The organism is Neisseria sp. HMSC068C04, assembly GCF_001810105.1.
GTDB lineage: Bacteria > Pseudomonadota > Gammaproteobacteria > Burkholderiales > Neisseriaceae > Neisseria > Neisseria flavescens_B.
Map to the genome: position 1 here is coordinate 62,163 of NZ_KV799988.1, position 25,571 is coordinate 87,733.

At 48.3% G+C, this 25,571-nt stretch carries 19 protein-coding genes and 1 tRNA gene; 10 read left to right on the top strand and 10 right to left on the bottom strand.

Going from position 1 to position 25,571, the window contains the following annotated elements:
* Positions 1 to 15 precede the first annotated feature (15 nt).
* The 3 genes from glnD (at position 16) to HMPREF2700_RS09280 (ending at position 4,393) form a co-directional block, all read left to right on the top strand.
* Positions 16 to 2,574: a [protein-PII] uridylyltransferase gene (glnD, locus tag HMPREF2700_RS09270; RefSeq protein ID WP_070591697.1), complete on the top strand. Its 2,559-nt coding sequence runs from the start codon at positions 16 to 18 to the stop codon at positions 2,572 to 2,574.
* Positions 2,575 to 3,364: 790 nt separating this feature from the next.
* On the top strand, positions 3,365 to 3,814 hold the full coding sequence (locus HMPREF2700_RS09275) for a pilin (RefSeq protein ID WP_070460312.1): 450 nt from the start codon (positions 3,365 to 3,367) through the stop codon (positions 3,812 to 3,814).
* A 105-nt stretch (positions 3,815 to 3,919) separates the two neighbouring features.
* Complete coding sequence (locus HMPREF2700_RS09280; protein ID WP_070591699.1) at positions 3,920 to 4,393, top strand: pilin; 474 nt, start codon at positions 3,920 to 3,922, stop codon at positions 4,391 to 4,393.
* A 434-nt stretch (positions 4,394 to 4,827) separates the two neighbouring features.
* Here HMPREF2700_RS09280 and HMPREF2700_RS09285 read toward each other — a convergent pair whose 3' ends face one another.
* The 4 genes from HMPREF2700_RS09285 to HMPREF2700_RS09300 all read right to left on the bottom strand — a co-directional run bounded on the left by HMPREF2700_RS09285 (position 4,828) and on the right by HMPREF2700_RS09300 (position 9,821).
* Positions 4,828 to 6,354 (bottom strand): DHA2 family efflux MFS transporter permease subunit, encoded by a 1,527-nt coding sequence (locus HMPREF2700_RS09285; protein WP_070591701.1) that lies wholly within the window; start codon positions 6,352 to 6,354, stop codon positions 4,828 to 4,830.
* A 101-nt stretch (positions 6,355 to 6,455) separates the two neighbouring features.
* A complete protein-coding gene (locus HMPREF2700_RS09290; protein WP_070591702.1) occupies positions 6,456 to 7,646 on the bottom strand; it encodes an HlyD/EmrA/EmrK family protein in 1,191 nt (396 codons plus the stop codon).
* 224 nt (positions 7,647 to 7,870) lie between these two features.
* Positions 7,871 to 9,277, bottom strand: a complete 1,407-nt coding sequence (locus HMPREF2700_RS09295; RefSeq protein WP_070591704.1) for an efflux transporter outer membrane subunit — start codon at positions 9,275 to 9,277, stop codon at positions 7,871 to 7,873.
* Positions 9,278 to 9,326: 49 nt separating this feature from the next.
* Positions 9,327 to 9,821, bottom strand: a complete 495-nt coding sequence (locus HMPREF2700_RS09300; RefSeq protein ID WP_004521040.1) for a MarR family transcriptional regulator — start codon at positions 9,819 to 9,821, stop codon at positions 9,327 to 9,329.
* A 296-nt stretch (positions 9,822 to 10,117) separates the two neighbouring features.
* Here HMPREF2700_RS09300 and HMPREF2700_RS09305 point away from each other — a divergent pair, with 296 nt between their 5' ends.
* Positions 10,118 to 10,999 carry a prephenate dehydrogenase gene (locus HMPREF2700_RS09305; RefSeq protein WP_070591705.1) on the top strand — a complete coding sequence of 294 codons (882 nt, stop codon included), beginning with the start codon at positions 10,118 to 10,120 and terminating at the stop codon, positions 10,997 to 10,999.
* Positions 11,000 to 11,110: 111 nt separating this feature from the next.
* Here HMPREF2700_RS09305 and hisD read toward each other — a convergent pair whose 3' ends face one another.
* From hisD to HMPREF2700_RS09325, 4 genes are all read right to left on the bottom strand, one after another.
* The gene (hisD, locus tag HMPREF2700_RS09310) at positions 11,111 to 12,403 is read right to left on the bottom strand and encodes a histidinol dehydrogenase (RefSeq protein ID WP_070591707.1); all 1,293 of its coding nucleotides are present in this window, start codon (positions 12,401 to 12,403) and stop codon (positions 11,111 to 11,113) included.
* A gap of 71 nt (positions 12,404 to 12,474) precedes the next feature.
* Positions 12,475 to 13,200 (bottom strand): oxygen-insensitive NADPH nitroreductase, encoded by a 726-nt coding sequence (nfsA, locus tag HMPREF2700_RS09315; RefSeq protein WP_070591709.1) that lies wholly within the window; start codon positions 13,198 to 13,200, stop codon positions 12,475 to 12,477.
* Positions 13,201 to 13,248: 48 nt separating this feature from the next.
* Positions 13,249 to 13,902, bottom strand: a complete 654-nt coding sequence (gene hisG / locus HMPREF2700_RS09320) for an ATP phosphoribosyltransferase (protein ID WP_036473098.1) — start codon at positions 13,900 to 13,902, stop codon at positions 13,249 to 13,251.
* An 83-nt stretch (positions 13,903 to 13,985) separates the two neighbouring features.
* Positions 13,986 to 14,648, bottom strand: coding sequence for an SCO family protein (locus HMPREF2700_RS09325; protein ID WP_003680035.1), 663 nt, complete (start codon positions 14,646 to 14,648; stop codon positions 13,986 to 13,988).
* 285 nt (positions 14,649 to 14,933) lie between these two features.
* Here HMPREF2700_RS09325 and HMPREF2700_RS09330 point away from each other — a divergent pair.
* From HMPREF2700_RS09330 to porB, 6 genes are all read left to right on the top strand, one after another.
* Positions 14,934 to 15,018 (top strand) — tRNA-Leu (locus tag HMPREF2700_RS09330).
* Positions 15,019 to 15,407: 389 nt separating this feature from the next.
* Positions 15,408 to 17,135, top strand: coding sequence for a biosynthetic-type acetolactate synthase large subunit (gene ilvB / locus HMPREF2700_RS09335; RefSeq protein WP_070591710.1), 1,728 nt, complete (start codon positions 15,408 to 15,410; stop codon positions 17,133 to 17,135).
* 10 nt (positions 17,136 to 17,145) lie between these two features.
* A complete protein-coding gene (gene ilvN / locus HMPREF2700_RS09340; RefSeq protein WP_003685820.1) occupies positions 17,146 to 17,637 on the top strand; it encodes an acetolactate synthase small subunit in 492 nt (163 codons plus the stop codon).
* A 66-nt stretch (positions 17,638 to 17,703) separates the two neighbouring features.
* Positions 17,704 to 17,997, top strand: coding sequence for a putative quinol monooxygenase (locus HMPREF2700_RS09345; protein ID WP_070583491.1), 294 nt, complete (start codon positions 17,704 to 17,706; stop codon positions 17,995 to 17,997).
* Positions 17,998 to 18,058: 61 nt separating this feature from the next.
* A complete protein-coding gene (ilvC, locus tag HMPREF2700_RS09350; RefSeq protein ID WP_070591712.1) occupies positions 18,059 to 19,072 on the top strand; it encodes a ketol-acid reductoisomerase in 1,014 nt (337 codons plus the stop codon).
* A 387-nt stretch (positions 19,073 to 19,459) separates the two neighbouring features.
* Positions 19,460 to 20,575 carry a trimeric porin PorB gene (porB, locus tag HMPREF2700_RS09355; protein ID WP_070591713.1) on the top strand — a complete coding sequence of 372 codons (1,116 nt, stop codon included), beginning with the start codon at positions 19,460 to 19,462 and terminating at the stop codon, positions 20,573 to 20,575.
* A 184-nt stretch (positions 20,576 to 20,759) separates the two neighbouring features.
* Here the strand turns inward: porB and pepN are convergent, their stop codons facing one another.
* Together pepN and HMPREF2700_RS09365 are read right to left on the bottom strand one after the other, a co-directional pair.
* A complete protein-coding gene (gene pepN / locus HMPREF2700_RS09360) occupies positions 20,760 to 23,381 on the bottom strand; it encodes an aminopeptidase N (protein WP_070591714.1) in 2,622 nt (873 codons plus the stop codon).
* A gap of 155 nt (positions 23,382 to 23,536) precedes the next feature.
* The coding region (locus HMPREF2700_RS09365; protein WP_210389893.1) for a YadA family autotransporter adhesin at positions 23,537 to 25,571 on the bottom strand (2,035 nt) is incomplete at its 5' end.

Sequence of the window (25,571 nt, forward strand, 5' to 3'; positions counted from 1 at the left end):
CAGCCAGACACCATCATGACCGCCGCCCAACAAGCCATCCAAACCTACCGGCAGCAAAAAGCCGCAGCAGAAACTACCTACCGTAAAAACAACCGCCCTACCGCTTACTTCCGCGACCATATCGCCGCTGCCGAAACCCTGCTGCAAACCCTCTGGCAAATCCATTTCCCCGACAGCAACGACATCAGTCTGATTGCCATCGGCGGCTTTGGGCGTTGCGAACTCTATCCCCATTCCGACTGGGATTTAGCGATTATTTCCTCAGCCCCATTTTCAGACGGCCTGCAACAACAAACCGCCCAATTTATCCAAACCCTTTGGGACGCACGCCTCAATCCCGCCATCAAAAGCGGCAGCATAGAAGAAATCCTCCAAAGCACCCAACACGACATTACCGGCGAAACCGCCTTTCTTGAAGCACGCCACCTCCAAGGCAATGCCAACCTTACCGCCCAGCTTCTAAACAAACTCAACACACGCCGCGACACAGCCGCCTTTATCGAAGCCAAACTCCTCGAAATGGAGCAACGCCATACCAAATCCCAAGGCACAGGCGCACAACTCGAACCCAACATCAAAACCTGCCCCGGCGGCCTGCGCGACATCCACACCCTGATTTGGATAGCCAAAGCACAAGGCATAGACAGCAACCCCACCGCCCTCGTTACCGCCGGCGTCCTCACACGCACCGAAGCCGGCATGCTGGCCCATGGCTACCGCCGCCTCGCCAATATCCGCATTCATCTACACCTTACCGCCGACCGCCCCGAAGACAGGCTGCTTTTTGACTACCAGTCCCAAGTTGCCGAAAGCTTAGGCTATACCCAACCCGACATCCGCGGCCGAAGCGAAGCCCTGATGCACACCTTCTACCGCGCCACCAAAGCCATCAAACAACTCAACGGCATCCTCATTCCGGTTCTCAAAAACCATCAAACCTCCAGCCGCCCCCAACATATCCACCCCATCGACAGCCACTACAAACGCATCGGCCACCAAATCGCCGCCAACGACCTTGCCCTGTTCGAACAAAATCCCGAACACATCTTCACCATTATTCAAACCATGCAGGAGCAAAACATCACCACCATCGAGCCGCAAACCCTGCGCGCATGGTGGGCGGCCACACGAAAAATCAACACCCGTTTTACCCAAAATCCAGAAAACCGCCGCCGCTTTATCCAATTCTTCAAACACGGCACCGGCCTTACCCAAACCCTCCGTTTTCTCAACCTCTACGGCGTACTTGGCCGCTATCTCCCCGCATGGGAAAAAATCACCGGCCTGCTCCAACACGACCTCTTCCATATTTACCCCGTAGACGACCACATCCTGACCGTCGTCCGCAATATGCGCCGTCTCGCCATCGAAACCCACAGCCACGAAATGCCCGAGGCCAGCGCCATCATGCAGGCCTACCCACGACCACATGTCCTCTACACCGCCGCCCTGCTGCACGACATCGCCAAAGGCCGTTGCGGCGATCACGCCAAAGAAGGCATCAAAGACGCACAACAATTCGCAGCCAACCACTACTACACCGAAGAAGAAAGCCACCTCCTCGCATGGCTGGTTGAAAACCACCTGCTCATGTCCACCGTTGCCCAAAAAGAAGACATCCAAGATCCCCATGTCCTCCAAGCCTTCTGCCGCCGTATTCCCACACGCGAATACCTCGACGCACTCTACCTGCTTACCATTGCCGACATCCGCGGCACCAACCCCAAACTTTGGAACACATGGCGCGCCAGTCTGCTCCAAACCCTCTACCACAGCACCGCCGCCGTTTTAAACAGCAAACACCACGATCCCGAACGCCTCCCCAACCGACGCGAACAAGCCTCGACCGACCAGCTCACGCGTGCGGCCGTTCCCCTCAAAAACCAACAAAAACTCCGCCGCATCCTCGGCAGCGCATACTACGTCCGCCATCAGACACGGGAAATCCTCTGGCATACCGCAAACCTCGCCTACGATACCCAAAGTCCGGCCGTCCGCAGCCGCATCCTTCCCCAAAGCAACAGCCTTCAAGTCATGGTGTTCATGCCCAATGGCAACCGCCTATTCGCACGCCTCTGCCGCATCTTCAGCAGCCACCGCTTCGACATTCAAGCCGCCCGCGCCTTCATTACCGAGCACGACTACATCCTCGACACCTTTATCCTCCAACTTCCTGACAATCTCCCGCCCGAAGAATATCCCGACCGCCAAAGCGCACTCGAAGCCGAACTCAACAGCTTCATCCACGGCAATACCACCGTCCAAAAACAAAGCGGCCGCCCGCACATCAGCCGCCGCATCCGCCACATCCCCATTCCACCTACCGTAATCATCACTCCCGAAGAAGATTATCCCGGCTGGCACACCATAGACATCACCGCCGTCAACCGCCCCCATCTCCTCGCCGACATCGCCGAGACCTTCTTCGCACACAACATCAGCCTGCGCTACGCCAAAATCACCACCTTAGACCAGCGCATTGAGGACAGCTTCATTACCTACAGCCCATCCCTACAAGACCCGCAAACCCAAAACACCCTAAAGCAGGCATTGATCGAAGTCTTGACCCCATAAAGGCCGTCTGAACATCTTAAAAACATAGGGTGAGCATTTTTTGCTCACCCTAATCACACTCAAAAATATAAACATCCTGAATATACTCTTTTAAAACACTCAAGAAATCCAAAACTTTAAAATTCAAAACAGACCATTGCTCTGACATAAAACTACATTCTAAAATCATAATCCAAATGAATATAATTCTAATAACAAATTTTCATTCACCTATTACGCCAAACCCTCTTTAAAAATCCTTCCTGCCAAATCTTTTCCTCATCCATATTCAAAAAAAATACGCATACAAAATAAAACCTATAAAAAACAAAAAAATAAAATCACAAAATATTAAACTCGCCGATTAATCCAAAAAATCACCGCCCATCTAAACCAATTAACATATTATTGAACAAGCTTAATTTCTGACAAAAAACGTCACACACCCAAACTTGCCTCCTTTCCCTGTCACAAAAAACACAAAACTGACAAAAAACGTCAACCACCCAAATTCCCTAAAATCCTGAAACTTTCAAACAAAACCTCATAAAACTTAAAAATTAAAAAATAAACCAAATAAAAACAATGAATAAAAAATAAAAAATAAAATTTTTAACCAGTTTTCCACACTTGGCACACCGACTGCTTGTAACAACACATCCGATAAGGCCCAAGCCTCAAAGCAGCAAGCCCGACGGAAGCTGTATATTCCTTCTTACTTATGGTTTACTCATAATACATAGTGCCAAGCACATTACGGACTTTTTACTTAAACACAATTATTCACACTTTCAAACTGGAGTTTTAAACAATGAAAGCAATCCAAAAAGGTTTCACCCTGATCGAATTGATGATCGTCATCGCGATTATCGGCATCTTGGCAGTTATCGCCCTGCCTGCATACCAAGACTACACTGCACGTGCTCAAGTTTCTGAAGCCATCTCTTTGATGGAAGGTCAAAAGTCTGCTGTTGTTGAATACTATGCAGATAAAGGTAAATGGCCTAAAAATAATACAGAGGCTGGTATCGCAGCACCTACCGATATTAAAGGTAAATACGTTGCTCAAGTTGCTGTAGGCACAAATGGTGTTCTGACTGCAACAATGAAAAATACTGATGTCAATAATGATATTAAAGGTAAAACAGTTATGTTATCACCTGATGTAACTGGTAATGCTACCTCTTCTAAAGGTTCTTTCACTTGGACCTGTAAGAAAGGTACTGTTGATAGCAAATTCTTGCCTTCTTCTTGCCGTTAATAATTTGTTACCAACAAATTTAAAAGCTTAAAGAGCAAATCCCATAATGTGATTATGGGATTTGCTTTATAAAAATAAAAAAAAACTTAAAAACGATACGCTCAAATGAATACCCCATTTCAAGCCCAAAAAGGTTTTACCCTGATTGAGCTGATGATAGTTATCGCCATCCTCGGTATTCTGGTTGTTGTCGCCATACCCACTTACCAAAACTATATCGGTAGGGCGCAAGCCTCCGAAGCACTATACCTTGCCGATGACCTGAAAACCGAAATCAGCATCGCTTCTGCGGTAAATAACCGCCTGCCCAATGCAGAGGATGTCAGCAAACAAGGCACAATCGGCGTTACCGCTCAACGCATCGGCGGCACATACATCCAAAACGGTGGCGTAACGGTAGAAGCAGATACAGGCAAAATCAGTATTCCTTTCGATAAAGGGCAAAACAAAGGCAAAGTCCTGACCCTGACCCCTTATCGAAATAATAACGATTCGACTTGGTTGCTCAACTGGCAATGCGGCGGAACACTGGATCCGATGATGGTTCCCGCCATGTGCCGTGACAACTCACACGGATAAGAACCAAGCATATACCCTAAGAAAAACACACAAATACATTGCAAAGAAAACACCCCAAACAAAGCCAAATACAAACGCGGAAAGCGAACAAAGCAAAAGAACAAAACTCTCCAAAACAAGGTCATTAAGAGCCTGAATTATCACATTACGAAAATAAATGCCGTCTGAAATCATTTTCAGACGGCCTCTTTATATCTAACAATGACTAAAGATAAGAGTATGTAATCTTATAAAAATGTATCAAATAAGTTATTACCCCAAATGCCACTTATCCTCTTCCCACTAAAATTCTCAAGGCTCCAATTATTGATGGTCTATGTCTCATAAATGGCTTATTTTAAAGATAAGTCCAAGGCAATCATGACTAGATACACTCTTACTCTTTCCACGTTAGCAACCTACTTTATCTCTAACTAAGTTAACACAAGTTTTATCTAATGCCCTCCTCCGCCGGAACCGCTAAACGGAGGTCTTGCCAGCCAAATAATGGGGATCATGCTGATGAATATGATACTGCCTGCCAAGAAGATTTCATTTGAGCCAATAATAAAGCCTTGTTGGGAAATGGTGCTATCTATCGCCACCAAAGCCTGCTCCTTGCTCAGGCCATTGGCCATCATGCTTTGAATAGATTGGTTACTGATTGGGGACAATAAATTAACATGTTCGGTCAGTTGAGTATGGTGCAGAGCTTCGCGTCGTTCCCACATGGTGCTGACAACAGATACTCCGACACCGCCCATAAAGACACGCAAAAAATTAGATAGGCTACTTGCCGAGGCAATTTGATTGCCTTTCATATGCGACAAGGTAATACTGGTCAAAGGCAGGAAGAACATGGCTACGCCTAAACCCTGCCAAAACTGCGGCCAAACGACGTTGCTCATATCCATACCGGCATAGAAATCGGTTCGCCAATGGAATGTGTAGGCAAACACCAAGAAGCTGGCACTGACAAACAGACGCATATCGACGCGATTGCCAAACTTACCGATAATCGGCGATAAAATAATCGGCAGAAAACCTACCGGTGCAGCAGCCAAACCGGCCCAAGTAGCGGTATAGCCGAGATTTGATTGCAACACTAAAGGCAGCAGGGTCAATGTGCCCATATAGACCATAAAGCCCAACGATGTAGCAACAACGCCTATCGTAAAGTTTCTATTTTTAAACAATGACAAATCGACAATCGGGTATTTCTCTCCCAGCTCCCAAACAATAAAATATGTCAGGAACACCAAAGCGGTAACGCCCAAAACGATAATCTCTCCCGAGGCAAACCAGTCCAATTCCTTACCTCTATCAAGCATCATTTGCAATGCACCGACACCGACAATCATCAACACCAGCCCGACATAATCGATTGGCGCCCTGACGATTTCAGTTTCCCTGTGTCTAAGCTGCTTCCAAGAAATAGTTGCAGACAAAATTCCGATCGGGATATTGATAAAGAAAATCCATCCCCAATGCCAGTTGTCCGAAATCCAACCGCCCAAAATCGGCCCCAATACAGGGGCAACAACGACGGTCATTGCCCATAATGCCAGTGCCAATGTTCGTTTTTCAGGCGGATAGGAGGCCATCAACAGGCTTTGGGACAAGGGAATCAATGGTCCGGCAATGAAACCTTGCAATACACGAAAAAAAACCAAGGCTTGAAGATTATGTGCAATGCCACACAGCCATGACGTTACGACAAACCCGATCACAGCGGCGATAAAGATTTTGACCTCGCCAAACCGCTTGGCCAAAAAACCCGTCAGAGGGACGGAAATGGCATTGGCTACGGCAAATGAGGTAATCACCCAAGTTCCCTGCGTGGTAGCCGCGCCTAAATCCCCTGCAATAACAGGCACGGCGACGTTGGCGATGGTACTGTCCAAGACTTCCATAAATACGGCCAAGCTGAGCGCCAAAGTTGCCAACACCAGCCTAAACCCTTGTAACGGCGGATAATTCATATTTTTAAACTATAAGACAACCGCCAAAGCGGTCGGTTGAAGAGAATCAATATTTCAGACGGCCTGAGCCTTCAATAAAAGACTCAGGCCGTCTGAAAAGATTATTTTGCGTATTGCTCGAAGATTTTATCGACTAAAGCATCGGCGGCTTTCCAATCCACACTTTCCGTTTCCGGCAATGCAGTATTTCGTTCTGCTTCGGCAGTCATCGCTTTACCGCTGCCCTTCTCGGCAATATCGACTTTAACAGTCATCGACAAACCGACACGGAGCGGATTTTGTTGCAATTCTTTGGCATCCAAACTGATGCGTACCGGCACACGTTGTACAACTTTAATCCAGTTACCCGTTGCGTTTTGCGCTGGCAGTAATGAGAACGCACTGCCCGTACCGGCCGACAAGCCCATTACCTTGCCATGGTAAACTACTTTACTGCCGTATAAATCGGCTGTCATTTCAACAGGTTGGCCGATTTTCATTTTGCGCAGTTGCGATTCTTTGAAGTTGGCATCCACCCACAATTCGGACAGGGGCACAACGGCCATCATCGGCGTACCTTGTGCGATACGTTGGCCGACTTGGACATTGCGTTTGGCAATTTGGCCGCTAATCGGCGAACGGATTTGCGTACGTTGCAGGTTCAGCCAGGCGTCTTTGATGTGGCTGATGGCCGTCTGAACTGCCGGTTGTTGGCGCAGAGGAATATTGTTGCCCAACGATGCCTGAGCAGAAACTTCTTCCGCCTCAACCGCTTTCAATGCAGCCTGAGCCTGAACCACAGCGGCGCGGGCATGGCTGAGTTCTTCACCGGAAACCGCTTCCGTACCCGCCAAAGATTCACGGCGGCGCAAATCGGCTTGCGCACGGGCCAAATCGGCTTTGCGCAACAACACTTGTGCTTTGGCTTTTGAATTGACCGCAGTTTGCTGTTTGTTTTGACGGATGGCCTGAATCAATTCATTTTGCGCGCGATCGTATGCCAGCTGAAAATCGCTGTCATCCAAAGCCACCAACACATCGCCTTTCTTCACGACATCCGTATCGTCATACATGACTTTGCGTACCGTGCCGTTCACCTGCGGCGTAATCATCACCAAATGACCGGCCACATAAGCATCTTCCGTTTCTTCTTCATGCTGCCAAAACAGGAAATACGCCAAAGCGAATCCGGCTGCCGCAATAAGGAATAGGAGTGTAACGATAACCAAATTGCGTTTGCGATGCGTTTTAGCGCCGGAAGCGGCTACTTCCGGTTCTTTTTGGACATTATTTTTTTCTGATTGAGTATCCATAAGTCCCAACTTTAATTCTGCACATGTGATAACGATATTATTGTCTTACTGGGCAGCTGACTTATACCATCAGTCCCCAATATCCGCGTTTAACGCGCTAAAGAGTCATATTCTATAGTTACACTCTATTCATTACAATAATTTCTTCCGGTAGCAAATGTAAATAAGGTAAGCAAAAGGCCGTCTGAAATCACTTTCAGACGGCCTGCGTTTTAATAAAACGTCTATTCCTTATTTAATTTAAAGCCTCCGCCCAACTGGGCATTGAGGTTACTCCAAGCCGTCAGATATTCTGCATGGTATTGAACCGCCGACATTTTTGTACGCACAGCTTCGTCTTGTTTTTGCAAAGCGGTTAAGCCGTTATCCAAACCTGCACGAACACGTCCTTTCGCATTTTGCACAGATTTATCGGCAATATTGACCATCTTGTTCCAAGTATCTTGTCGGCTTTTCAGGCTTTGATAGTCCACTACAGCATCTGCCGCCGAACGCATGGCGTTCAAAACGGTTTGGTCATACACTGCAACCTGCTCGTTATATTGGGCACGTTTGCCCGCCAATTTGGATTGCAGCGCACCAGAAGTAAACAATGGCAGATTCAAAGCCGGAACAATGCCCAACATACCGGAAGTTCGTCCGCGAATCAGATTGAACGCATCAATGTGCGTCATACCTGCCAAAACTTTCAACTCGATATTTGGGTAAAACTCTGCTTCAGTCGATTTGACAATATGCCATTTCTCTTCAAGCAAGGCTTTTTGCGCCGCGATATCGGGGCGTGCCGCCAGCAAATCCGCTTCAATCCGGTTAACCGGCAATGACGGCACTGCTGCCATTTTTTCCGGAACCTGTCCATTCAATGCACCCGGCACTCGGCCGGTCAATACAGCCAGACTGTTGCGGATTTTCTCATTTTTCTGAGTCCATGCCGATTTTTCAAGCTGTAATTGTTGTTGCGCCATTTCCAGAGCGTGCAAGGCATCGGCAGGAGCCAGCTGCGCTTTAACGCGTTGTTGCATCAGTTTCAATGCCTTATCCGCCAGCTCTATGCGCGTATCCAGCAAAGCCAGTTGTTCTGTCGCCATCTGCCACGCAAAATATTGGGCGGCAACGGCGTGAGCCAACTCGGTGCGGATATGATGCGCTTCATACACCGCAGCCCTGCTTTTTCCTAAAACAGCTTGAATCTGCTCTCGGTTTTTACCCCAAAAGTCGAAAACCAAGCTGCCTTGTAAAGCTGCGTGCGCCAAAACCAATGTATGGTCGGTATCAACCATACCGGCTTGAGGTTTGGGTGAAACATAGGTACCAATACCAGTTACACCCAAGCCGACTTGCGGTTTATTTGCGGCTCCTACAACCCCCAGCTGCGCCTGAGCCTGCTCAAACCTTGCCTTGACGACACGCAGATTGGTAGACGTCTGAATGGCGGAAGCAATCAAATTGTTTAATTTTTTATCTTTCAGCTCCATCCACCAGCCGTCTTGGGCAGTAGCGGCAGATTGGCCTTGCGGCAGCGGATAGGCTGTTGTCTCATCCAAAGGCGACTGTTTGCCGAACGGCGCACATGCCGCCAACAGTGAAACAGCGGCAACGCATACGCTTGATTTGACCAAACCTAATTTCATACAGACTCCGTTTATGTGTGCCTGCCGCAGACCATCAGGCCGTCTGTTGTTAATTGCCCAAACGGTTCAACAGTTTACCCAACAGGTGTTGCAGCGTGTCATAATCCTCTTTCGTGAAATCTTCCCACGCCTGGCCGCTCTGACGGGCAATTTGCGGCCATACTTCGTGAATGAAGGTCTCACCCGATGGGGTCAATTTTAGCACAATCTGACGGCGGTCTTTTTGATTGATATAACGCTCTACCCAGCCGCGCTCAACCATATCGTCCGACAGGCGTGTTGCACTGGTGCGCGTCAAGTCCATCAGGTCGCTCAAACGTGAAGGCAGGATTTCGCTGTTTGGGCTGACGTAAACCGCCATCAGGGAAAACCACAGATTTTCATTGATGCCGAACGCTTTCAGGTTTTCGTTCAAATGGCTGCTCAAACGTTCGGTTACGATGCGCAACATGCGGGATACTTGGTTTTGCTGCTCCGGAAACTGCGGCAGACGGGTAGAAAGCAAACGCATTGCGTTGACTAATTCGGTTTGTGAAAAACTCATAAATTCCTTCTTTCTGAGTGAGTTATTTTATTCGATATTAATTAAAATAAAATATGATGTAATAATTTACTTTAAGATACCAATTACTTACTTTAAGACGTTATACTAATTCAGATGATTATTTTAGTGTATGAAAATCTGATAATCGGTTACATGATCCTACTAAACGGAGTTTTCTATGCCTAAATCATGAAAATTCGACCATAAAAAAGGCCGTCTGAAACCTTGATGACAACTTTCAGACGACCTCCATAACGGATTAAAATAAGCTTTTCCACTTATACCGGATTCAAACCATGAACACTTCCGCCTTTTTCCCCCACATTACCCTTATCGGCGTCGGTTTAATCGGCGGCTCGTTCATGCTCGACCTCAAACGCTTGGGACTGGTACAAACCGTTACCGGCATCGACACCAATGCCGACAACCTCAATTACGCACTCGAATGCGGCATCATCGACCATGCCTATCCGAATATTTGCGCCGAAAGCATCGGCAATGCCGATTTGGTTTTGATTGCCACGCCTGTCTCCGTCCTGCCTGACGTATGCCGCGACATCAAGCCCTTCTTAAAAGACACAGCCTGCGTTTCCGATGTCGGCAGCACCAAACAATCGGCACTCAATACCTTCCGCACCCACTTATCCGACCGCCTGCCGCAATGTTTTGCCGCCCACCCGATTGCCGGCTCGGATCAAAGCGGGGCAAAATCCGCGCGTTGCGGTTTGTTTCAAAACAGCCGCCTTATCATTACGCTACACGGCCAAGAGGTTTCAGACGGCCTGAGGCGGCTGAAAAGCCTGTGGCAGGCTGTTGGTTCGCAAATTTCCACCATGAGCGCCGAAGAACACGACAATATTTTTGCCGCCGTTTCCCACTTGCCGCACTTGGCCGCCTTTGCCTATGTTCATGCTTTGGTTGACCATCCGCATGGCAAAGACTATCTCCCCTATGCCGCCACCGGATTTCGCGACTTTACCCGCATCGCCTCCAGCCACCCTGCCGTCTGGACAGACATCTGCCTGGCCAACCGCCCCGCCCTGCTCAAACTGACCGGAGACCTGCAAGAACAATTGTCCAGATTGGAAAACTTACTTTCAGACGGCAACAAAACCGAGCTTTACCGCTATTTTGAAGAAGCCGCACAAATGCGTAATGACTGGCTGAAAAACCGTTAAACCTGTTTTCAGACGGCCTGATACCTTCTCAGCTAAAATCTTCATCAAAATAAAAAGGGCATCTGTTTAGATGCCCTTTTTTGATTTCTACGACTTTAACCAACGTTTCACTCAGTCTTTCAAACGGAACTCAGCCGCTCTGGCGTGCGCGGTCAAGCTTTCGCCATGCGCCAACACGCTGGCGGTTTTGCCCAATTTCTGCGCACCTTGTTCTGAAACCTGAATCAGACTGGAGCGTTTTTGGAAATCATATGTTCCCAAAGGAGAAGAGAAACGCGCCGTACGGCTGGTCGGTAAAACGTGGTTGGGGCCTGCGCAATAGTCACCAAGGCTTTCACTGGTATAACGTCCCATGAAAATCGCACCGGCATGGCGGATTTTTTTCGCCCACTCTTGCGGATTTTCGACCGACAGCTCCAAGTGTTCAGGAGAAATATAGTTGGCGATTTCGCAGGCTTCATCCAAGTCTTTAGCCAAAATCATTGCGCCGCGGTTGCCCAATGAAGCTTCAATAATCGCACGGCGCGGCATGGTTTCAATCAGGCGATTCATGGCCGTCTGAACTTCGTCCAAATACGCTTGAGAAGTACCAATCAAAATTGCTTGTGCAATTTCATCGTGTTCCGCCTGACTGAACAAATCCATGGCCACCCAATCGGCAGGCGTCGTGCCATCGGCAATCACCAAAATTTCAGACGGCCCTGCCACCATATCAATACCGACCACGCCGAACACGCGTCGTTTGGCCGCGGCGACAAAAGCATTGCCCGGGCCGGTAATCTTATCGACCTGAGGCACAGATTCCGTACCATAAGCCAAAGCTGCAACCGCCTGCGCGCCGCCGACCGTAAACACTTTGGTTACACCGGCCACAAAAGCAGCCGCCAGTACGATATCGTTGCGCTCGCCTTTCGGAGTGGGAACGACCATGATGATTTCTTTCACGCCGGCAACGTGGGCAGGCATAGCGTTCATAATGACGGAACTCGGATAAGCGGCTTTACCGCCCGGAACATAAATACCGACACGGTCAAGCGGCGTAATCTGCTGACCCAAAAGCGTGCCGTCCTCGTCTTCGTAAGTCCACGACTCCATTTTTTGGTGTTTATGATAGCTTTCCACCCGTCGCGCGGCCGTTTTCAAGGCCGTCTGAATGTTTTCGGGCAAACGCTCAAACGCAGACTGCAAATCGTCTTGCGTCAGGATTAAATCGTCGATGGTTTGAGCGGAGGTACCGTCAAAGCGGTTGGTGTATTCAATCAGCGCCGCATCGCCGCGTTTTTGAACATCGGCGCAGATGTCGGCAACAATACGGTCGATTTCAGGATTTTGCGCGGTTTCAAAAGCGAGTAACGCTTTGAGTTCGGCTTGAAAGTCAGGGGATTGGGTGTTGAGTTTTTTCATGGTTTGCTCTCTTCCTTGTTTCGTTCCTATTGTTTTCAGACGGCCTCATTCACTCAAAGGCCGTCTGAATATTATCTTTTCAAAAAACCTTTTTTCTGCAAAAACGCCAACATATGCGGCCGCACAGGATTGCCCAAAGTTTTGGCCAGCGATTCCTTCCAAGGTATCGGACTACCCTTGCGTAACTCATAATAATCCGCCACTGCCTGATTATAAGCTTCAACCGCCTCAGCATTCAGGCTCGGACAGGCGTTTTCGGCATAGATCATTTCCTTAGGCAGGCGCGGTTTGAGCGGCGTGTCTTGGTCGGGATAACCGAGGCACAATCCCACCAAAGGCACGCAATAATCCGGCAGGTTCAACACATCCGATACTTTTTGCGCATTATTGCGCAACGCGCCGATATACACGCCGCCCAATCCAAGCGATTCGGCGGCAAGCAATACGTTTTGCGCCATAATGCCTGCATCGACCGCGCCAATCAGGGTTATTTCCGCCCAATCAATTTGCGCATCGGGAAACATCGTCTTGTGTTTGGAGAAATCGATGCAAAATAGTAAAAATTCCGCACAATGGACAATATAAGGTGCGCTTCCTGCCGCTTCATGTATTCCCTGCCTCAGCGCAAGGTCAGTTACGCGGATGATGGAAACGCATTGCAGGTTGTTGGAGGTCGAAGCCTGTTGTCCGGCGCGAACCAGCGTATTGAGGATTTCATCGGCAATCGGTTCGGAAGTAAACCTGCGGATGGAACGATGGGAAAGAATCGTATCGAGTGTCGGTTTGCTTTGCATCATGACGGGGCTTTCAAACTGAGTTGGCAAACAGGTTTTACCAAAAATTTTTCAGACGGCCTTAGCGGCATTTTCAAATGCCTGAATAATCGGATTTAGCAGCGCATATTTGGTTTTCAACGCCGCTTTATTGACCACCAAGCGACTGGAAATATCAGCCACATGTTCCACAGCTTCCAGACCATTGGCCTTCAATGTATTGCCACTGGAAACCAAATCGACAATCGCGTCGCTCAAACCGACCAAAGGCGCAAGCTCCATCGAGCCGTACAGTTTGATGATGTCCACATGCACACCCTTGTCGGCAAAGTGTTCGGCGGCAATGTCGGGATATTTGGTGGCAATCCGCAAGCGGCTGCCGGGTTTGGAAGCCGCGGCGTAATCGAAACCTTTTTTCACCGCAACCATCATGCGGCATGAGGCGATGTGCAAATCCAAAGGTTGATACAGGCCATCCCCGCCATGCTCAATCAGCACGTCCTTACCGGCAATACCAAAATCCGCCGCACCATACTGCACATAAGTCGGCACGTCGGTTGCGCGTACAATCACCAAACGGATGTTGTCATGATTGGTGCCAATAATAAGCTTGCGCGATTTTTCCGGCTCTTCTGCAGGCACAATACCGGCGGCGGCCAACAGCGGCAGGGTTTCCTCAAAAATTCGCCCCTTGGATAAAGCAATCGTTAAAAGTGTGTCGGTCATTTTTTTATTCTCCTTTGCCGTATCATAAAGCAAGAAGGCCGTCTGAAATCCACAACCCATTTCAGACGGCCTCAACTACGTTTTTATAATAAAGTTTTCACATCAGCCGCAATCGTTTCCGGCTCGCTGCCATAAGGCGAGAAAATCGCCACTTCGCCGTTTTTATCAATCAAATATGCACCTGAAGAGTGGTCGACCAAATAGTTTTCGCTGTCTTCTTTTTGGTTTACTTTAGCCGATACCACACGGTATTGCTGTTTGATGACTGGCAGGCTTTGATCGCCGGTAGCCGTCAGGCCGATAAAATCAGGATTGAACTGTTTAGCGTATTTGCCGATTACTTCAGGCGTATCGCGCTCAGGGTCGATGCTGACAAATACTACTTTCACGTCTTTAGCCTGATCGCCCAATTGTTTCAAAGTATCGCTGTAAGTCAGCAACTCGGTCGGGCATACGTCAGGACAGTGGGTATAACCGAAAGACAGGATAACCACTTTGCCTTTCAAGTCGCTCAAGCTGAAAGGTTTGCCGTCGCCATCGGTCAATGTAAAATCACCACCAATGTCTTCTTTGCGCATATCGGTACCGCGCGCTTGCACTTTGGGTGCAGACTCACCGGAAGCAGCAGGCGCAGCAGAAGCGGCAGGTGTCGAAGAAGCCTCTTTGGCCTCCTCTTTAGGCTGACAAGCAGCCAGAGCAGCCAACGCAAAAGCACTGAGTAAGAAAGTTCGTGTAACGGAAAGCATAAATTTTCTCCAAAACCGTTTCAAATTAAGTGAAGCCAAACAACCGCCTGGCCGATATAAAAACAAAACATCTTCATATTAACGCGTTTGACACATTAAATGTAGCCCTTTTTGCAGATAAATACTGCTTTTTTTGTTTTAAAAATCTGCCTTCCATTTAGATAGCCATCAAACGCAAAAAGTTTAATTCATTAAAAATCAAACAAATATAAAAATAATCCAATTTTTTTTCAATTACTGCTTTACAAGATTCGAGAACTCGCTATAATGACGACTTCTTCGCTAGCCCAGGTGGCGAAATTGGTAGACGCAGGGGACTCAAAATCCCCCGCCGCAAGGTGTGTCGGTTCGAGTCCGACCCTGGGCACCAAATTAAAAAAAACCTCTTGATTTAATCAAGAGGTTTTTTGCTATTTATCATTTGCAAAACCTTCTCCTTACTCAAACTGTCAACAATCTCCCCACATCAAACTCAATAAAACTGTTTTTTTATTTCTTTAAAATCAAACGATAATCTATTTTCACTCCTTAAACGTTAAAAGATGAAAGATTTTGTCTTGCTTGTACAGTCGGATTGCGTTATCGTTTCTACTCTTTTTCACAAACTCTGTGTTTCTTCCCAATTGCTTGGATAGTCTGACTGTCATCGTATTCCCCCAGTGCGCGTACCCTAAATCGCTGCTTGGTGGAATTGCATTACAGGTGCTGTGGTGAGGCGGATTGTTCCTATTGGTTTGAAACCATATAAAAGAGGTCAATATGCAATTATCTGGCGCACAAATCATCGTGCAAAGTCTCAAAGCCGAAGGTGTCGAGTATGTATTCGGCTATCCGGGCGGCGCGGTTATCGAAATCTACGATGCCCTTTTCCAACTCAATAAATTCAAGCATATCCTGGTTCGCCACGAGCAGGCAGCCGTACATGCGGCAGATGCCTATGCCCGTGTCAGCGGCAAAGTCGGCGTTGCCTTGGTAACTTCCGGCCCAGGCGTGACCAATGCGCTGACCGGCATCGCCACCGCTTACAGCGACTCCATTCCGTTGGTAGTTATCAGCGGCCAGGTGGGCAACTCCCTTATCGGGACAGACGCATTCCAAGAAGTGGATACAGTCGGCATTACCCGCCCTTGTGTCAAACACAATTTCTTGGTGACCAATATTGCTGAGTTGGCAGATACCATCAAAAAAGCTTTCCAAATCGCCGCAAGCGGCCGTCCGGGTCCCGTTGTTGTCGATGTTCCTAAAGATGTCACCCAAGCAATGGCTAAATTCAGCTATCCGCAAGAAGACATTTTCATCCGCTCTTACCAACCGGTTGTACAAGGCCACATCGGTCAAATCAAAAAAGCCGTACAAATGCTGGCTTCCGCCAAACGCCCTATTGTTTACTTCGGCGGTGGCGTAGTTTTGGGCAATGCCTCTGAGGAAATGACCAAATTCGTCCGCATGATCGGCGCTCCTTGTACCGGCACATTGATGGGCTTGGGTGCATACCCTTCCAGCGACCGCCAATTCTTAGGCATGCTGGGTATGCACGGCACTTACGAAGCCAACCTCGCCATGCAGAATGCAGACGTTGTACTGGCAATCGGTGCGCGCTTCGATGACCGCGTGATTTCCGTACCGTCCAAATTCTTTGAAAAAGCCAAAAAAATTATTCATATCGACGTTGACCCGTCCAGCATTGCCAAACGCGTCAAAGTGGATATCCCGATTGTCGGCGACGTGAAAAACGTATTGTCCGAAATGATTCAATTGTGGGGTAAGCAAGAATCTGCACCTGCAGCCGATTCATTGGATAAATGGTGGAAAAGCATTGAAGAATGGCGTTCGCGCAACTGCCTGTGGTTTGATAATGAAAGCGAAATCATCAAACCGCAATACGTCATTCAAAAACTGGCCGAAATCACCAATAATTCTGCCATTATTACTTCCGACGTTGGTCAACACCAAATGTTTACCGCCCAATATTACCCATTCGAGCGTCCTCGCCAATGGCTCAATTCCGGCGGTTTAGGCACAATGGGCGTCGGCTTACCATATGCCATCGGCGCAAAACTGGCCGCTCCTGATCAAGATGTATTCTGTATCACCGGCGAAGGCTCGATTCAGATGAACATCCAAGAGCTGTCCACCTGCTTCCAATACCGCGTTCCGGTTAACATCGTTACCTTGAACAACGGCTACCTCGGCATGGTTCGCCAATGGCAAGAACTTTATTACGGCAACCGTGAATCAGAAACCTATTTCGACTCATTGCCTGATTTTGTCAAACTGGCTGAAGCCTACGGCCATATCGGCATCCGTGTGGACAAGAAATCCGATGTAGAAGGCGCGTTGCTGGAAGCATTAAACCAAAAAGACCGTCTGGTATTCCTCGATTTCTTGACCGACAAGAAACAAAACGTACTGCCTATGGTCGGCAACGGCAAAGGCTTGGACGAGATGGTTCTGCCGCCGCATATGCGCGAAACATTGTCAGCGTAAGGAGAGAAAAATGCGACATATCTTATCTATTCTGATGGAAAACGAATCAGGTGCGATGAGCCGTGTGGTAGGTTTGTTCTCCGCACGCGATTACAACATCGACTCCCTGGCTGTTGCACCAACCGAAGACAAAACCTTGTCTCGCATGACCATCGTTACCCATGGCGACGAACACGTTATCGAGCAAATCACCAAACAACTCAACAAACTGATTGAAGTTATCAAAGTGGTCGATTTGAACGAAAGCCGTTTTGTCGAACGCGAGCTGATGTTGGTAAAAGTCCGCGCCGTCGGTAAAGACCGCGACGAATTCCTGCGATTGACCGAAATCTACCGTGGCAGCGTTATCGATGTAACAGACCGCAGCTACACCATCGAAATCACAGGTTCTACTGAAAAACTTGACTCTTTCCTCGAAACAGTCGGACGCGCCCAAATTTTGGAAACCGTACGCACAGGCGCGGCCGGTATCGGCCGTGGCGAGCGTATTTTGAAAATTTAACGCTGTATCGTTCAGACGGCCTTTTACTTTCCACAAAGGCCGTCTGAAAAACAGTAGGAGACAAATATGTCAAGCATCCAAATCGTTGCATTAGTTACCGTCAAACCCGAATACACCGAGGCTCTGGCTGCCCAGTTTAAAGAATTGGTCAAAGCCAGCCGTGCAGAAGAAGGCAACATCAGCTACGACCTGCACCAAGAAATCGGCAAACCCAACCGTTTCGTATTCGTAGAAAGCTGGAAATCCCAAGCAGCTATTGACGAACACAATGCCAGCGAACATTTCCAAAACTTCGTCAAATCCATCGAAGGAAAAACCGAAGCATTGGAAATCGTCTTGATGAACCAAGTCCCTGCCTAATCCCCTATTACTTTTAACTCAACCCGGATTATCCGGAACCCTCTTACACTAAGGAAATAAAATGCAAGTTTATTACGATAAAGACGCTGACCTTTCTCTGATCAAAGGCAAAACCGTTGCCATCATCGGCTACGGTTCACAAGGTCACGCACACGCAGCAAACCTGAAAGATTCCGGCGTAAATGTCGTAATCGGTCTGCGCCAAGGCGGCTCTTGGAAAAAAGCCGAAGCAGCCGGCCACGACGTGCGCACTGTTGCTGAAGCAACTAAAGCAGCCGACGTTGTAATGATTCTGTTGCCTGACGAAAACCAACCTATCGTATACAAAAACGAAATCGATCCTAACTTGAAAGAAGGCGCAGTATTGGCGTTCGCTCACGGCTTCAACGTACACTACAACCAAATCGTACCTCGCGCCGACCTCGACGTTATCATGATCGCCCCTAAAGGCCCAGGCCACACCGTACGCAGCGAATTCCTGAAAGGCGGCGGCGTACCTTCCCTGATCGCCGTTTACCAAGATAAAAGCGGCAAAGCCAAAGACATCGCCCTGTCTTACGCAGCAGCCAATGGCGGCACTAAAGGCGGCGTAATCGAAACCAACTTCCGCGAAGAAACCGAAACCGACCTGTTCGGCGAACAAGCCGTATTGTGCGGTGGCGCAGTTGAATTGGTGAAATGCGGCTTTGAAACTTTGGTTGAAGCCGGTTACGCTCCAGAAATGGCCTACTTCGAATGTCTGCACGAGCTGAAACTGATCGTTGACCTGATGTACGAAGGCGGTATTGCCAACATGAACTACTCCATTTCCAACAATGCCGAATACGGTGAATACGTTACCGGTCCTGAAGTAGTGACTCCTGCAACCAAAGCAGCGATGAAAAAAGCGCTGTACCGTATTCAAAGCGGCGAATATGCCAAAATGTTCATCCAAGAAGGCGCGACCAACTACGCCAGCATGACTGCCCGCCGTCGCCTGACTGCCGACCACCAAATCGAAAAAGTCGGCGCGCAACTGCGTTCCATGATGCCTTGGATTGCCAAAAACAAACTGGTTGACCAAGACAAAAACTAATCTGTCTTTCAAGCAAATGAAACCTGCCTGATCACTCAGGCAGGTTTTTTATAATTTTAAAACCCAATACACTATAAATCACACTCAACAAGGCCGTCTGAAAACAATATAAACAACATTTACTCGCCAACCTCTATAAACTGTCTTTCATGATTCTCCTAAAATTTCCTTTTAAAAAAACATATTACGAAATAAACAACCATTTCCTATACCTACTCTGTCTGCAAAAAACAACGTTTCCCAACAAAATACGCCTAAAACGAGAGGAAAATTTGTTTTCTTAAGCCATAACCTTTATATTATGGTCATGGAATCGTTGAAACAGAACGATGTCGTAATAAGAAGAACGAATGCTCGCTTCTTCACACTTAAAAAAGGAAAACAGCAATGAAAAAATCTCTGATTGCCCTGACCCTGGCGGCTCTGCCTGTTGCAGCTATGGCTGACGTAACTCTGTACGGTCAAATTAAAGCCGGCGTTGAAGTATCCAAAGTAAAATTGGGTGAACAAACTGCTGCTAAACTGGGTCACGAGAAAAGCTCTAAAACTGCTACTGAAATCGCTGACTTCGGTTCACGCATCGGCTTCAAAGGCCACGAACACTTGGGTAACAACCTGAATGCTATCTGGCAAGTTGAACAAAACACTTCTATCGCCGGTGGTGACAAAGAGTGGGCTTCTCGCGAATCTTTCATCGGTTTGGAAGGCGGCTTCGGTAAAATCCGTGCCGGCAAATTGAACTCTACTGTTAAAGACTCTAGCGACAATGTTGACCAATGGGAAAGCAGCAACGGCGCTTTGAACATGTCTGTATTCACTCGTGTTGACGAGCGTGCAGTATCTGTACGTTACGACAGCCCTGTATTCTCAGGCTTTAGCGCAAGTGTACAATACACTCCACGCGACAACGCTAACCCTTCTGACAAATACACTCACAACGACGCTACCCGTGACACTTACTACGCTGGCCTGAACTACGAAAACTCTGGTTTCTTCGGTCAATACGCTGGTGGTTTCCGTAAAAACGCCGTTTCTGAAAAAGACGGTCACGTACACCGCTTGGTAGGTGGTTACGATGCTAACAACCTGTTCGTGTCTGTAGCCGGCCAATACGCTAAAAACTGGGAAACTTTGGGTGACTACGCCGAAGCCCAATCTAACGGCGTTGTAAATTCTGCCACTACTAACGCTTCTAACGTAGTATTTGGTACTGCTGCTGCCTTGGATAGCCGTCCTACTGAAACTATCGAAGTTGCTGCTACTGCCGCTTACCGCGCCGGTAACGTAACTCCTCGCGTTTCTTACGCTCACGGCTTCAAAGCTAAAGTTGACGGTAAAAAACTGAAAGGCACTCAATACGACCAAGTTATCGTTGGTGCTGACTACGACTTCTCTAAACGCACTACTGCTCTGGTTTCTGCCGGCTGGTTGCGTGGTGCTGAGTCTGGCCCTCACAAAGTTGAAACCATCTCTGGTTTGGTTGGCCTGCGTCACAAATTCTAATCTTCGGATTAGTATAAAAAAGAGCCTGTTTTATGCAGGCTCTTTTTTATTCTTATTCCCTACTCTCAACGAAAATTAGTTTAAGCGTTGATATATAAAAGGCCGTCTGAAACCAATCGGTTTCAGACGGCCTTTAGTCTATCTATCCTTATTGCCAAATTACAATAAGGTCAACAGACAAGCTTTATTTTTCATTCAGAATCTTACCGACAATCTCGCCCACATCTTTGGACAAATCTTCTTGTGCATTAATGCGTTGCAATTCTTTGGTCATGACGGCTTTTCGGTTGGCTTCCAATTTGTTGCAGATGTTGAAAGCCTGCACCAGTCGGGCGGCAACTTGCGGATTAAAGCGGTCGATTTCCATCACTTTATCGGCTACAAAGCGGTAGCCGCTGCCGTCTTCTGCATGGAAATGCGGAATATTGCGGCTGAAGCTGATCAACAAAGAACGGGCCTTATTCGGGTTTTCAATGCTGAATTTAGGATGGTTCAAGGCCGTCTGAACTTGCTGTAAAGTATCTTTGCGGCGGCTTGAAGCAATCAGGGCAAAGTATTTGTCCATTACCAAAGCATCATCGGCGAATTTATCGGCAAATTGCGTCAACAAGCGATCGCGGATTTCGCTTTCATTGCTGTTAATTGCGGATAAGATACCCCATTCATGGGTCATGTTTTGCGCCATTGCTTCGTAATTTTCCGCAACATGTTCGATATGCGCAACGTCAGCACGAAGGACAAATGCCCTGCAAGCATTACGCAAAGTACGCCAGCCGGACAATTCCGGGCTGTATTCATAACGAACAGCGACATCGGCTTGATTTTCTTGCTCGGCAGCTTGACGGTTCAGCTCACGCCATTGAGGTAGGAACTTAACGGCAACGGCATTGAGCAAGGCTTCTCGCGCCTGATGAACCTGAATCGGGTCAATATTTTCTTCTTCCGCCCATACATCGGTTTCAGACGGCATTTGCAGCAAAATGGCACGGAATGCCGGATCAAAGTCACCGGAAACCACCAAAGCCAAAGCGTCCATCAATGCTTTGTGTTCCGGCAAAGGACGGCCTTCCGCCAATGCCTGACGGTTGGCGTTAATGGCACGATGATACAGGGTTTGAGCAGCCTCCCAACGGGCAAACTCATTTTCATCTGCCGCCAGCAAAGTGGCCAATTCTTGCTCGCTGTATGGATAGTTCAGGGTAACCGGTGCAGAGAAATCACGCAGCAAAGACGGGATAACCGGCTCATTGACGCCGCCTAACACAAAAGTCTGCTCGGCTTCAGTCAATACCAAAACCACCTCTTTCACACGTTTGCCTTGATATTCAAACTCAACCGCTTCGCCTTTTTCGTTCAGCAAACCAGTTTTGACCGGAATCATCATCGGCTGCTTGTCCGCCATATCGGGCGTGGCCGGAATGGTTTGTTTGATGGTCAATTCAAACGCTCCATCTTTCAGACGGCCTTGAGCATCTAAAACCGGCGTACCGGCTTGGCTGTACCACAAAGCAAACTGATCAAGATTGATGCCGTTTGCGTCTGCCATTGCAGCACGGAAATCATCACAAGTCACTGCCTGACCGTCGTGGCGTTGGAAATACAACTTCATGCCTTTTTGGAAGCCCTCTTCCCCGAGCAAGGTGTGATACATGCGCACTACTTCCGCACCTTTTTCATAGACGGTCATGGTGTAGAAGTTGTTCATCTCCTCATAGCTGGCCGGGCGGACAGGATGCGCAGTCGGGCCCGCATCTTCAGGGAATTGGAACAAGCGCAGCATGCGGACATTATCGATACGGCGCACCACGCGGCTGGCTCGGTCGCCGGAAAACTCTTGATCACGGAATACGGTCAAACCTTCTTTCAGCGACAATTGGAACCAATCACGGCAGGTCACGCGGTTGCCCGTCCAGTTGTGGAAATATTCGTGGCCGACAACAGATTCGATGCCTTCAAAATCGGTATCGGTCGCGGTACGGCTATTGGCCAGCACGAACTTGGTATTGAAAATATTCAAACCTTTGTTTTCCATCGCGCCCATATTGAAATCGCCCACCGCAACGACCATGAAAATATCCAAGTCGTATTCCAAACCGAAGCGTGTTTCGTCCCATTTCATCGCATTTTTCAACGATTCCACTGCAAACCCGACTTTAGGTTTGTCTGTCTCCGTGGTGTAGAACTCGATTTTGACCTTACGGCCGCTCATGGTCGTAAAATAATCTTCCGTTACTGCCAAATCACCTGCCACCAAAGCAAAGAGATAGCTCGGTTTGGCAAACGGGTCTTCCCATTTCACCCAATGACGGCCGTCTGAAAACTCTCCGCCATCGATTTTATTGCCGTTAGACAGCAACACCGGATAGCGTGTTTTGTCTGCAACGATGGTGGTGGTAAATTTAGACATGACATCCGGACGGTCGATGTAGAACGTAATTTTGCGGAAACCTTCCGGTTCGCATTGAGTAAACAGATTGCCGCCGGAGGCATACAGACCCATCAGAGATTTGTTCTCAGCAGGCAAAATTTCAGTTTCCACTTCCAAGGTGAAGTTTTCAGACGGCACGCCGGCAATCGTCAGTTTTTCGTCTTCCAACACATAATCTACGGCCCGGCCGTTTACTTTCACAGACAGCAGTTTTGCCGAACCATCTAATACCAATGGCTCCCCTGCTCTTTCAGGTTGAACGGTCAGACTGGATTTGACGATGGTTTGCGGTTCTAAAATATCGAAATGCAGGTCGGTTTTCAGAATACGGTACGCTGGCGCGGCGTAGTCTTTCAAATAATGGATGGTTTTGCTCATTTGTTCTCTTTCAGAGTCATGCGGTAAATAGATGAAGCATATCGTTTCAGATAGCCTAAATTCAAGTGTTTTCAGAAAAAAAGGCCGTCTGAAACCTAAAATTTCAGACGGCCTCCCTATTCAGGCAGCAAATCTAGTTGCCTGTCATTGCCAACTTACCACTGATACAGCGCACCGGCACCGATACCGACATGACCGTCGGTATTGGCCGAGAAGTTGCCTTTGACAATCCAGTTGCCGCCATCGCTCATCGCAGACACGCCGATGGCCATGGCAGACTGACCACCGTAGTAGCCGCTGCCGACACCGATACCGGTCGCACCCGGACGGGTTACTTGCGGAATCGAACCTTGGGCAATCGCACCGGCTACACCCGCGTAGGCTTTCTTACCTACTTGGTTGATGTTGTTCTGCAACTCGGTACCCAAACCAATCAACTGGTTCACGTTTGCCGCATCTGTACCGTCTTTACCCGGAGCCACGTTGGTAATGCGTTGGCCGCCGTTATTCAGACCGACAGGAGACAGTTTGACTTGGTTGTTCGGATTGTTTTCAGTCGGTGCAGCGATGGTTACGCCATCGTTGTTGACTACGGTATTGCCTGCGGTCAGACCGTCTTTGTTCAACGCAACTTTATCGCCGACTTTCACGCCGTCGTTATTCATCACAGTATCGCCTGCTTTAAAGGTATCGGCATTCACTGTCTTCACGCTAATCTCGTCAGCCAACTTCAGTTGAGCGCCACCGGCAACGGTTTCGCTGATGATGTTGCTGTCGCCTTTAACATTGATGGTGTCGCCCAATGCGTAGTTGTTGCTGCCGGTGGTACCGCCGAAGTTGATGCCTTTGGCGATAGTCGCAGCGTTGTTGGCTACGTTTTGGTTGGTTGCGTACAACTGGCTGCCGTTGACAGCATCTTTGCTGTTGGCGTTGATGTCGCCATCGGCTACGTTGGTTACTTTGTTACCCGCATTGTCCAAGCCATCTTTAGTCAGGTTTACCTTGCCTGCTTTCAAGCCGTCTTTGTTCAATGCAACATCATCACCAACTTTCACGCCATCATTGTTGACAGTGGTATCACCGGCTTTCACGCTGTCAACGTCCAAGTCTTTATCGGTAGCAACTTCATAAACAGTCTGACCTTTGTCGCCTGTTTTTTCAGTCACAACGATGTTCTTACCTTGAACGACTTCAGTTTTAGACGCAGCGGCAGCTTGTTTCAGTTGAGAAACATTGACTGCATCGGTGTCATCCGTACCGGCCGCAACGTTGGTAATCTTGTTGCCGCCATTGTTCAAGCCAGCTTTGGTCAGGTTCACATCACCTGCTTTCAAGCCGTCTTTGTTCAATGCAACATCATCGCCGACTTTCACACCGTCATTATTCATCACGGTATCGCCTGCGGTAACGCTGTCGACTTTCAGGTTTTTATCGGTAGCCACTTTATAAATGGTTTGGCCATTGGCGCCGACATCCTGAGTAACAACAATGTTATCGCCTTGAACGACTTCGGTCTTAGCCGCAGCCGCAGCTTTGTTCAACTGAGCAACATTCACTGCATCAGTATCATCGGTACCGGCTGCAACGTTGGTAATCTTGTTGCCGCCGTTGTTCAAGCCGGCTTTAGTCAGGTTGACATCGCCAACTTTCACGCCGTCAGTATTGACGGTGGTATCGCCGGCTTTCACGCTGTCAACTGCCAAGTCTTTAGCCAATTTGACTTCCAACTTATCAGAGCCATTCGCTACAACGCCGATATTGCCGTCTGAAAGTTTGGCTGCATCGGTTTGACCGCCAACAATATTCAGCTTCGTACCCGGTTTGCGTTCAACGTCTTTGCCGCTGTCGCCGCCGAAAGTCAAAGGCAGATTGGCAGTTGCATTTACGGCTTTGATTGCATCGTGGATGTTGTTCTCACCCGTACCACCAATATCAGTCATGCTGATGTTGCCGCCATTATTGGCCGCATTGCCACCCAATACATTCACCAACTGATCTTGGGCTGCATTCAGCTGCTCTTCAGTTGCCGCACGTTTGCCTTGGGCAAAATCGTTGCCGCCCAAAGTCGTATTGCTCAAGCCGCTGACTTCGCCTTTATCGCCATCAATTTTCACCGGAGCCGCTTGACCGATATTCAACACATCAGCCAGTTTCAGCTGTGCACCACCGGCTACGGTTTCGCTGATGATG